A 10,328-nucleotide genomic window follows, 5' to 3' on the forward strand; every position below is an offset into this window, starting at 1 on the left:
ACCGGCGTGGCCACGCCGGTCCACCGGGGGCGCTCGACGGCGACGTACGAGATCGCCATCAGCGACGAGGAGGGGCGGCGTGTGTGCAGCGCCCGCCTGACCTGCATGCTGCGCGATGCGAAGCCGGGCGAGGGCGTCCCCTCCGGCTCCTCCGCGACCGGCTGAGCCGCCGGACCTCCTCCGTCCCGGCCGTTGCCTGCGGACCTGGCCGGCCCTAGCGTCATGGCATGACGACGGAAGGAGTTCCCCGGCCGGAGGCACAAGTGCCCCGGTCCCGGCCCGGATCGGGGCACCGCATCACCGACGGCACCGGCGAAGCAGTCGCGATGAGCGGCATCGGACCGCTCGAACCGGGCGAGGGCACGCTCGCGCGGGACGAGCCCGGTCCCGCCGGCCCGCCTCGCACCCCCTGGCCGTACGGCCCCCTCGCGCGGGCGTACCGGCGGCACCGCCGCGCCGTCCTCACGGCCGCCGCACTCATCCTCCTTCTCTCAAGCGGCAGTTACCTCTACGCCACCCGCGAACGCCCCTCGCCGCCCGCGCCCTCCGCCCCTCCCTATCCCTCCCAAGTCACCGACGTCTCCTACCTGGACGCGGTGGCCACACCGCCCCGCGACGCCGGGCCCAGGAGCTTCAGCTTCGCGGTGCTGGTCGGTGTGAGCTCCGGCCCGCCCGTGACCGTGACTCGTGTCAGCCAGCCGTACGCGGGACTCTCCGTCACCTCCGAGCCCCGGCCCCCTTTCCGCACGAGGGCGGGAACCGCCCAAAAAGTTGTCATAACCATGCATGTAAGAGATTGCGGGAAGGTTCCGGAGAACGTCGGACTTCCTTTCCTGGATGTAACACTGCGTAATACGCGAGCAATCCAAATGCACAGTTTCATCCTCGGCCCGCGCTACGCACGGACCCTCTCCGGGGCCCTCCGAGCGGCGTGTGACAACGATTCCCGGTAATCACCAAAACGCCTGAGACACCTGATCCGACCTCTCCCCATCCTGCGGGTTCTCAGAATCCGGACAGGGCGAATCGGCCTGAATTCCACTGTTCCCCCCATGCGATACCGCTCCGCATTAGGTCGGGTGATAACAAGAGCATCACAGCATGGCTCAGACTCTCCTCCACATTCCCTGCACCCGCTTAGAGTCACGGCCAGTCACGGCGCGGTCAGGAAAGATCTTCGGACCGGCGCTTGACTCGGCCTCTTCCAGGGGGGAGTGGCCGTGCCAGGGAAAGGACTGATCGTGCGTCAACGTTCGCTCATCGCCATCACCGCCGCACTGGCAGCGGGAGCACTCACCCTCACCGCCTGTGGTTCGCGGGGCGGGGACAAGGGTTCGGACTCCGACAGCGGCGGCACCATCGTCACCATCGGCGTCGACGCCCCGCTGACCGGCGACCTGTCCGCACTGGGTCTCGGTATCAAGAACTCCGCTGACCTGGCCGCCAAGACTGCCAACAAGCAGAACTACGTCAAGGGCGTCACCTTCAAGGTCGAGGCCCTCGACGACCAGGCGCAGCCCTCCTCGGGCCAGCAGAACGCCACCAAGTTCGTCGCCAACAAGAGCGTCCTTGGTGTCGTCGGCCCCCTCAACTCCTCCGTCGCCGAGTCCATGCAGAAGGTCTTCGACGACGCGAAGCTGGTCCAGGTCTCGCCTGCCAACACCAACCCCGCCCTCTCCCAGGGCGTGAACTGGCAGAAGAGCAAGACTCGCCCCTACAAGTCGTACTTCCGTACTGCGACCACCGACGCCATCCAGGGCCCGTTCGCCGCGCAGTACATGTACAACGAGGCCAAGAAGCGCAAGGTCTTCGTCATCGACGACAAGAAGACCTACGGCGCCGGTCTGGCCGCCACCTTCACCGAGGAGTTCAAGAAGCTCGGCGGCAAGGTCGTCGGCACCGACCACATCAACCCCGAGACCAAGGACTTCTCCGCGGTCGCCACCAAGGTCAAGAAGTCCGGCGCCGACATGGTGTACTACGGCGGCGAGTACCCGCAGGCCGGCCCGCTGAGCAGGCAGATCAAGGCCGCCGGCGCCAAGGTTCCCCTCATCGGCGGCGACGGCATCTACAGCGCCGACTTCATCAAGCTCGCCGGCTCCGGCGGCGAGGGCGACTTCGCCACCTCCGTCGGCGCCCCGGTCGAGGAGCTCCCCTCCGCCAAGGAGTTCATCGCCAACTACGAGGCCGCCGGCTACAAGGAGGCCTACGAGGCCTACGGCGGTTACTCCTACGACTCGGCCTGGGCCATCATCGAGGCCGTCAAGAAGGTGGTCGAGGACAACGGCGGCAAGCTTCCCGACGACGCCCGCGAGAAGGTCACCGCCGCCATGCAGGACGTCTCCTTCGACGGAGTGACCGGCAAGGTTTCCTTCGACGAGTTCGGTGACGCCACCAACAAGCAGCTCACCGTCTACTCCGTCCAGAAGGGTGCCTGGAAGCCCGTGAAGTCGGGCACCTACACCGGCTGACCCGGATTGCACCACCTAAGTCGCGCGGGGCGCCGTACCACTGGCGCCCCGCGCGTACTCACTTACGGCCCATCCGTCGAAACATTCCGAACGTCTCGGAGGACATGCGGTGAACGAACTGCCGCAGCAGCTGGTCAACGGCCTGCTACTGGGATCCATGTACGGGCTGGTCGCCATCGGCTACACCATGGTCTACGGCATCGTCCAGCTCATCAACTTCGCCCACGGCGAGATCTTCATGGTGGGCGGCTTCGGCGCCCTCACCGTCTATCTCTATGTGCTGCCCGACGGCACCTCCATGTGGGTGGCACTCCCGCTGATGCTTCTCGGAGCCATCATCGTCTCCGTCCTGACCGCCATAGGAGCGGAACGATTCGCCTACCGCCCCCTGCGCGGCGCCCCGCGCCTGGCCCCCCTCATCACCGCCATCGGTCTCTCCCTCGCCCTTCAGCAGGCCGTCTGGGCCTGGTACCCCGGCGGTGAGGACTCCCTCAACTTCCCGCAGATCGAGGGCGGTCCCTTCGAGATCGGCAGTGTCACCATCCAGACCGGCGACATCTTCCTCTTCGTCGTCGCGCCCATCAGCATGGCCATCCTCGCCTACTTCGTCATGAGGACCCGCACCGGACGCGGTATGCAGGCCACCGCCCAGGATCCCGACACCGCCAAGCTCATGGGCATCAACACCGATCGCATCATCGTGATCGCCTTCGCCCTCGGTGCCGCCTTCGCCGCCGTCGGGGCCGTCGCCTACGGCCTCAAGTACGGCCAGGTCCAGTTCCGCATGGGCTTCATCCTCGGCCTCAAGGCCTTCACCGCTGCCGTTCTCGGAGGCATCGGCAACATCTACGGCGCCATGATCGGCGGCCTCGCCCTCGGCATCGCCGAGACCCTGGCCACCGCCTACATTGCCGACATCCCCGGTATGCACCAGTTCGGCAGCCAGTCCTGGGCCGACGTCTGGGCCTTCGTACTCCTCATCCTCGTGCTCCTGTTCAGGCCCCAGGGCCTGCTCGGCGAGCGAGTCGCGGACAGGGCGTGACACCGATGACCACACAGACCACAGCAAGCAACACCCCCAGCACCACCACCGCCGCCGCAGCCCCCAAGGGCCTCATCGGCATCCCCGAGAACATCGGCCGCGCCCTCGCCACCGCCGGCGGTGCCCTCTCTGTCGCCTCCACCTTCCTCGCCTGGACCTGGACCCCCGCCTTCCCCGGCGACCTCACCGTCTATGGTTACCCCGGAGGCCTCCAAGTACTCGTCCTCGTCGGAGGTGCTCTCACCGCTCTCTTCGGCCTCGCCTCCTACGGCGTCAAGGGCCTGCGCTGGCTCGCCCCCGCAGGTGCCAACAGCTCCCTGAAGCTGGCCGCCCTCGGCACGTTCGCCACCGCCTGGTACACCGTCATCGCCATCAGCGTCAAGCTCGGCGGACTCGTCAACCTCGAACCCGGCGGCTGGATCGTGGCGGTGGTCACCCTCGCCGCCGTGCTCGGCGCGTTCTCCCTGCCGTTCGAACGGCCGGAGGCCGAGCACCACGACGCCGACGGCACGGGCTGGGACCGGTTCCGCCACGGCGTACGCCACCAGGCCGCCGTGCTCAGGGCCGCTCTCGCCGGCGGTGAGCCCTCCGCTCCCGCCCGCAAGCTCCCCTCCTACGCCGAAATCCTGATCATCGTCGCCGTTCTCGCCGCCGGTCTGACCGTCTTCACCTACGGCATCGGCACCGAGTACGACGAGCTCTTCATCGGCTTCCTCATCACCGCCGGCTTCGGCTTCGCCGCCCTCTTCAAGGCCGGGCTGATCACCCGTATCGCGGCCATCACCGCCAGGCACAGCACGGTCACCATGATCGGTGCCTTCGTCGCGGCCGCCGCCTTCCCCTTCACCCAGTCCGACGACCAGTACGCCACCATCGGCGTCTACATCCTGATCTTCGCCACGGTCGCACTCGGCCTCAACGTCGTCGTCGGTCTCGCCGGTCTTCTCGACCTCGGATACGTCGCCTTCCTCGGCGTCGGCGCCTACACCGCCGCCCTGGTCTCCGGCTCGCCGTCCTCGCCCCTGTCCATCCAGCTGCCGTTCTGGGCCTCGGCACTGATCGGCGCCGTCGTCTCCATGGTCTTCGGCGTCCTCATCGGCGCCCCGACCCTGCGGCTGCGCGGCGACTACCTCGCCATCGTCACCCTCGGCTTCGGCGAGATCTTCCGCATCGCCCTCCTCAACACCGACGGAACCTCCGGGCCCGACATCACCAACGGCTCCAACGGCATCTCCTCCATCCCGAACCTGAACATCCTCGGCTTCGACTTCGGCCAGGAGCACACCATCCTCGGGTTCACCATCGGCCGTTTCGCCAACTACTTCCTGCTGATGCTCCTGATCACGCTGGTCGTCGTCGTGGTCTTCCGGCGCAGCAGCGACTCCCGCATCGGCCGTGCCTGGATCGCCGTCCGCGAGGACGAGACCGCCGCCCGGGCCATGGGCATCAACGGCTTCCGCGTCAAGCTCATCGCCTTCGCCCTCGGAGCCACGCTCGCCGGCCTCGCCGGCACCGTCCAGGCCCACGTCACCTACACCGTCACCCCCGAGCAGTACATGTTCGCCCACGTCGTTCCGCCCAACTCCGCCTTCCTGCTCGCCGCGGTCGTCCTCGGCGGCATGGGCACCATCAGCGGCCCGCTCGTCGGCGCGGCCCTGCTCTACCTCATCCCGGCCAAGCTCCAGTTCCTCGGCGACTACCAGCTCCTGGCCTTCGGTCTCGCACTCGTCCTGCTGATGCGCTTCCGCCCGGAGGGCCTCATCGCCAACCGGCGCCGCCAGCTCGAGTTCCACGAGGACACGGAAGCGCCCGCAGTCCTCAGCAAGGCAGGGGTCTGATCCATGACAACCGACACCACCACCAAGGGCACCACGCCCGACGCCACCACCCCCGGCACGCCCATCCTCGACGCCCGCGGCGTCACCATGCGCTTCGGCGGCCTCACCGCCGTACGCGGAGTCGACCTCACCGTGAACAGCGGCGAGATCGTCGGACTCATCGGCCCCAACGGCGCCGGCAAGACCACCTTCTTCAACTGCCTGACCGGGCTCTACGTCCCCACCGAGGGCGAGGTCCGCTACAAGGGCCAGGTCCTGCCGCCCAAGCCCTTCAAGGTCACCGCGGCCGGCATCGCCCGCACCTTCCAGAACATCCGTCTGTTCGCCAACATGACGGTGCTGGAGAACGTGCTCGTCGGCCGGCACACCCGCACCAAGGAAGGACTCTGGTCCGCCCTGCTGCGCGGTCCCGGCTTCCACCGGGCCGAGGCCGCCTCCCGCGCACGCGCCATGGAGCTCCTCGAGTTCGTCGGCCTCGCCCACAAGGCCAACCACCTCTCGCGCAACCTGCCCTACGGCGAGCAGCGCAAGCTCGAGATCGCCCGTGCGCTGGCCAGCGAGCCCGGCCTGCTGCTCCTGGACGAGCCCACCGCCGGCATGAACCCGCAGGAGACCCGCGCCACCGAGGAACTGGTCTTCGCCATCCGGGACATGGGCATCGCCATCCTCGTCATCGAGCACGACATGCGGTTCATCATGAACCTCTGCGACCGTGTCGCCGTGCTCGTCCAGGGCGAGAAGCTCATCGAGGGCGACAGCGTCACCGTCCAGCGCGACGAACGCGTCATCGCCGCCTACCTCGGTGAGCCCTTCGAGGGCGCCCCCGGCGCCGAGGAGGCCGCCGAGGTGGAGAGCGCCGAGGCCCATGCGAAGGCGGAAGCACAGGCCGAGAGCGCCAAGGCCGAGGCGAAGACGGAAGCACAGGCCGAGAGCGCCGAGAACACCACGGACGCCGCGTCGGACCGGAGCACGACGGACGCCGCGCCCGGCAAGGAGAACGACCGATGACCGCACTGCTCGAAGTCGAGGACCTCCGCGTCGCCTACGGCAAGATCCAGGCCGTCAAAGGCATCTCCTTCTCCGTCGAGGCCGGCCAGATCGTCACCCTCATCGGCACCAACGGCGCCGGCAAGACCACGACCCTGCGCACCCTGTCCGGGCTGCTCAAGCCGGTCGGCGGTCAGATCAGGTTCAACGGCAAGTCGCTGAAGAAGGTCCCCGCCCACCAGATCGTCTCCATGGGGCTCGCCCACTCCCCCGAGGGGCGGCACATCTTCCCCCGGATGACCATCGAGGACAACCTCCTGCTCGGCGCCTTCCTCCGCAAGGACAAAAGCGGCATCGAGCAGGACGTCCAGCGCGCCTACGACCTCTTCCCCATCCTGGGAGAGCGCAGGAAGCAGGCCGCGGGCACCCTCTCCGGCGGCGAGCAGCAGATGCTCGCCATGGGCCGAGCCCTGATGTCCCGGCCCAAGCTGCTCATGCTCGACGAGCCCTCCATGGGTCTCTCCCCGCTCATGATGCAGAAGATCATGGCGACCATCGCCGAGCTGAAGGCCCAGGGCACCACCATCCTGCTCGTCGAGCAGAACGCCCAGGCCGCTCTCTCCCTGGCCGACCGGGGCTATGTCATGGAGGTCGGCAACATCGTCCTGTCCGGCAGCGGCCAGGAGCTGCTGCACGACGAATCGGTCCGCAAGGCGTACCTGGGCGAGGACTGAGAATCCCAGGGCCGAAAGGCCGAAGGACATGACACAAGGGCCCGCGCCCCCAGGGGGCGCGGGCCCTTGGCCCGTCCGCCGTTCCCCGCGTTCCTCGTCCGGCTCAGCCCTTGTCGGGCTTGGCGGCGTTCTTCGCGGCCTTCCGCTCCTCGCTGTCCTGAAGGATCGCCTCCGCGACCTGCCGCATCGACATACGGCGGTCCATCGACGTCTTCTGGATCCAGCGGAACGCCGCCGGCTCGGTCAGCCCGTACTCCGTCTGCAGCACCGACTTGGCACGGTCGACCAGCTTGCGGGTCTCCAGGCGCTGGGTGAGGTCCGCGACCTCCTTCTCCAGCTCCTTCAGCTCCGTGAACCGCGACACGGCCATCTCGATCGCCGGGACGACATCGCCCTTGTTGAAGGGCTTGACCAGATAGGCCATCGCACCGGCGTCCCGTGCGCGCTCGACGAGCTCCCGCTGCGAGAACGCGGTCAGCATCAGCACCGGCGCGATCCGCTCCTCGGCGATCCGCTCCGCCGCCGAGATGCCGTCGAGCTTGGGCATCTTCACGTCGAGGATCACCAGGTCGGGCCGGTGCTCCCGGGCCAGCTCCACGGCCCGCTCCCCGTCCCCGGCCTCCCCGACGACCCGGTACCCCTCCTCCTCCAGCATCTCCTTGAGGTCCAGCCGGATCAGCGCCTCGTCCTCGGCGATGACGACCCGTGTGGTCAGCGGAGGCCTGTGCGACTTGTCGTCGGACACGTCTACGGGCTGAGGTGGCTCGGCGGTCACGGGGCGCTCCTTGTTCCGGAGAGGAAGATACTGCTCTCAAGAGCGTACCGAGCTGCGGTAAGGTGGGGGCACGGCGGGTGACCGTCGATCTTCGTTTTGAAGGGGCCCCGGTAGCCCAGCGGTAGAGGCAATGGTCTCAAACACCATCCAGCGTCGGTTCGAATCCGACCCGGGGTACTTTCCTCCAAGTCCAAGGTCACCGGTTCCCCCGGAGGACGTCGTCCTCCCCGATGCGATGGACCCGGACCAGATTGGTGGAGCCGGGCACGCCGGGGGGTGAACCGGCTGTGATGACCACCACATCGCCTTTCTCGCAGCGGCCGCTTCTCAGCAGGAATTCGTCGACCTGCTCGACCATCGCGTCGGTCGAGTCGACGCACGGCCCCAGGAACGTCTCCACGCCCCAGGTCGCGCTGAGCTGGGAGCGGGTGGCCGGCTCCGGGGTGAAGGCCAGGAGCGGAATCGGGGAGCGGTAGCGGGAGAGACGACGGGCCGTATCGCCCGACTGGGTGAAGGCGACCAGGAACGCGGCCCCGAGGAAATCGCCGATCTCCGCGGCGGCACGGGCGACGGCGCCGCCCTGCGTACGGGGCTTGTCCCGTTCGACCAGGGGCTGCAGTCCCCTGGCGAGGAGGTCGTCCTCGGCCGCCGTGATGATCCGGGCCATCGTCCGCACCGTCTGCACCGGGTACTTGCCCACACTGGTCTCGCCCGAGAGCATCACCGCGTCCGTGCCGTCGATCACCGCGTTGGCCACGTCGGAGGCCTCCGCGCGGGTCGGGCGGGAACTGTCGATCATCGAGTCGAGCATCTGGGTGGCGACGATCACCGGCTTGGCGTTGCGCCTGGCCAGTTTGATCGCCCGCTTCTGGACGATGGGGACCTGCTCCAGGGGCATCTCCACGCCCAGGTCGCCACGGGCGATCATGATGCCGTCGAAGGCGGAGACGATGTCCTCCAGGGCCTCGACCGCCTGGGGCTTCTCGATCTTGGCGATGACCGGGAGGCGGCGGCCCTCGTCGTCCATGACCCGGTGGACCTCCAGCACGTCCCGGCCGCTGCGGACGAACGACAGGGCGATGACGTCGAAGCCGGTGCGCAGCGCCCAGCGCAGGTCGTCCTCGTCCTTCTTGGTCAGGGCGGGGACGGAGACGGCGACCCCGGGGAGGTTCAGGCCCTTGTGGTCAAAGACCACTCCGCCCTCGATCACCCTGGTGCGGACCCGGGGGCCGTCGACCGAGGTCACCTCGAGGCAGACCCTGCCGTCGTCGACGAGGATGCGTTCGCCGGGGGCGACGTCGTCCGCGAGACCTGCGTGGGTGGTGCCGCAGAGATGACGGTCGCCCTCGACGCCCTCCTCCACGGTGATGGTGAAGGTGTCGCCGCGTTCGAGAAGCACCGGTCCTTCACGGAAACGGCCGAGCCGGATCTTCGGCCCCTGGAGGTCGGCGAGAATTCCGACACTGCGTCCGGCCCGGTCGGCGGCCTTGCGCACATGCCGGTAGCGCTCCTCGTGTTCGGCGCGGTCGCCATGGCTCAGATTGAAACGGGCGACGTCCATTCCGGCGTCGACCAGGGCTTCGATCCGGTCGTAGGTGTCCGTGGCGGGTCCGAGAGTACAAACGATCTTTGCTCGGCGCATGATGTGGGCCCAGGCCTTACCAAAGGGCGGTGCCGCAATACGGCATGACCGCTCAACAACTTTTGGGTGAAGTGATATCGCAGGGACATGAAAGAGCGTGGGAAAAGTGCCGGACGACCGTCGCGGCAGCCGGACGGTGGGGGACGGTTTTCTGACTACAGTGTGGGCGGTGCCATCGTGAATCGCGCGTTGAGTTGCGCATACACGTGCTGCCGTTTGGGTTCCAGGTCCAGGGGTGCGGCCTCGGGCTGCGCACCGGGTGCGCCGTAGAACTCGCCCCTTTGCAGGGCACCGGGGACCAGAGGAGGGGACGGGGGATTTTCCGCGCCGATGTCGGCGATTTCGACGAGGGCGGACAGCGTGGTGCCGAGCGCCTCGGCGTACTCCCTGGCCCGTTGGACGGCCTCGCGTACGGCCTGTTGCCGCGCCTGCCGGTGGGCGGGCGAGTCGGGGCGCAGGGACCACCACGGTCCGTCCACCCGGGTGAGTTCCAAGTCGGCCAGGCGGGTGGTGAGTTCGCCCAGGGCGGTGAAGTCGCAGAGCACGGCGGTGAGATGGACGGTGCCGTGATAGGTGCGGATGCGTTCGCCGCGGCCGTGCCGGGTGAGTTCCGGGGTGATGGAGAAGGCGCCGGTCTCCAGGCGTTCGACGGCCTGGCCGTAGGACTTGACGAGGTCGATGACGGCGGCGTTGCGACGGGTGAGGTCGTCGAGGGCCGAGCGGCGGTCCTTGCCGCGGGCGGCGACGGTGATGCCGATCCGGGCGATCTCGGGGTCGACTTCGAGGCGGGCCTCGCCCCGGACGGAGATACGGGGCTCGTCGGGGGTGCCGTAGGGGAG

Annotated in this window: 10 protein-coding genes and 1 tRNA gene; 8 read left to right on the forward strand and 3 right to left on the reverse strand. The window is 68.2% G+C overall.

Features of this window, described 5'->3' with window-relative positions; all coding sequences use genetic code 11:
- From CCN35_RS29540 to CCN35_RS17540, 7 genes are all read left to right on the forward strand, one after another.
- Positions 1-165 (forward strand): PaaI family thioesterase (locus CCN35_RS29540; protein ID WP_425444302.1); only part of this gene is annotated, 165 nt, incomplete at its 5' end.
- Between the two features lie 161 nt (positions 166-326).
- A complete protein-coding gene (locus tag CCN35_RS29545; RefSeq protein ID WP_079129673.1) occupies positions 327-953 on the forward strand; it encodes a Tat pathway signal sequence domain protein in 627 nt (208 codons plus the stop codon).
- A gap of 288 nt (positions 954-1,241) precedes the next feature.
- On the forward strand, positions 1,242-2,471 hold the full coding sequence (locus CCN35_RS17520; protein ID WP_067393053.1) for a branched-chain amino acid ABC transporter substrate-binding protein: 1,230 nt from the start codon (positions 1,242-1,244) through the stop codon (positions 2,469-2,471).
- Positions 2,472-2,580: 109 nt separating this feature from the next.
- The gene (locus CCN35_RS17525; RefSeq protein ID WP_067393050.1) at positions 2,581-3,513 is read left to right on the forward strand and encodes a branched-chain amino acid ABC transporter permease; all 933 of its coding nucleotides are present in this window, start codon (positions 2,581-2,583) and stop codon (positions 3,511-3,513) included.
- Positions 3,514-3,518: 5 nt separating this feature from the next.
- Positions 3,519-5,351: a branched-chain amino acid ABC transporter permease gene (locus CCN35_RS17530; protein ID WP_086793439.1), complete on the forward strand. Its 1,833-nt coding sequence runs from the start codon at positions 3,519-3,521 to the stop codon at positions 5,349-5,351.
- A gap of 3 nt (positions 5,352-5,354) precedes the next feature.
- Entirely contained in the window at positions 5,355-6,359 is a 1,005-nt protein-coding gene (locus CCN35_RS17535; protein WP_086793441.1) for an ABC transporter ATP-binding protein, read from the forward strand.
- Positions 6,356-7,072 (forward strand): ABC transporter ATP-binding protein, encoded by a 717-nt coding sequence (locus tag CCN35_RS17540; RefSeq protein ID WP_067393041.1) that lies wholly within the window; start codon positions 6,356-6,358, stop codon positions 7,070-7,072. The genes CCN35_RS17535 and CCN35_RS17540 overlap by 4 nt, the downstream gene beginning before the upstream one ends.
- Positions 7,073-7,175: 103 nt before the next feature.
- On the opposite strand, the gene CCN35_RS17545 is transcribed toward CCN35_RS17540, so the two are convergent.
- Positions 7,176-7,847 (reverse strand): ANTAR domain-containing response regulator, encoded by a 672-nt coding sequence (locus CCN35_RS17545; RefSeq protein ID WP_067393038.1) that lies wholly within the window; start codon positions 7,845-7,847, stop codon positions 7,176-7,178.
- Between the two features lie 104 nt (positions 7,848-7,951).
- On the opposite strand from CCN35_RS17545, the gene CCN35_RS17550 reads away from it, so the two are divergent.
- A tRNA-Leu gene (locus CCN35_RS17550) sits at positions 7,952-8,024 on the forward strand.
- 19 nt (positions 8,025-8,043) lie between these two features.
- Here CCN35_RS17550 and pyk read toward each other — a convergent pair.
- Both pyk and CCN35_RS17560 read right to left on the reverse strand, forming a co-directional pair.
- The gene (gene pyk, locus CCN35_RS17555) at positions 8,044-9,489 is read right to left on the reverse strand and encodes a pyruvate kinase (protein ID WP_067393035.1); all 1,446 of its coding nucleotides are present in this window, start codon (positions 9,487-9,489) and stop codon (positions 8,044-8,046) included.
- Positions 9,490-9,644: 155 nt separating this feature from the next.
- A partial coding sequence (locus tag CCN35_RS17560; RefSeq protein ID WP_245863224.1) for an SIMPL domain-containing protein occupies positions 9,645-10,328 on the reverse strand: 684 nt, incomplete at its 5' end.

The sequence above is a fragment of the Streptomyces thermovulgaris genome (assembly GCF_002155915.1).
Classification (GTDB): domain Bacteria; phylum Actinomycetota; class Actinomycetes; order Streptomycetales; family Streptomycetaceae; genus Streptomyces; species Streptomyces thermovulgaris.

Bases quoted from the DNA above. Each gene is read 5' to 3' on its own strand.
- CCN35_RS29545 (WP_079129673.1), top strand. From the start codon at position 327: ATGAGCGGCATCGGACCGCTCGAACCGGGCGAGGGCACGCTCGCGCGG.
- CCN35_RS17530 (WP_086793439.1), top strand. From the start codon at position 3,519: ATGACCACACAGACCACAGCAAGCAACACCCCCAGCACCACCACCGCC.
- CCN35_RS17535 (WP_086793441.1), top strand. From the start codon at position 5,355: ATGACAACCGACACCACCACCAAGGGCACCACGCCCGACGCCACCACC.
- CCN35_RS17540 (WP_067393041.1), top strand. From the start codon at position 6,356: ATGACCGCACTGCTCGAAGTCGAGGACCTCCGCGTCGCCTACGGCAAG.
- pyk (WP_067393035.1), bottom strand. From the start codon at position 9,489: ATGCGCCGAGCAAAGATCGTTTGTACTCTCGGACCCGCCACGGACACC.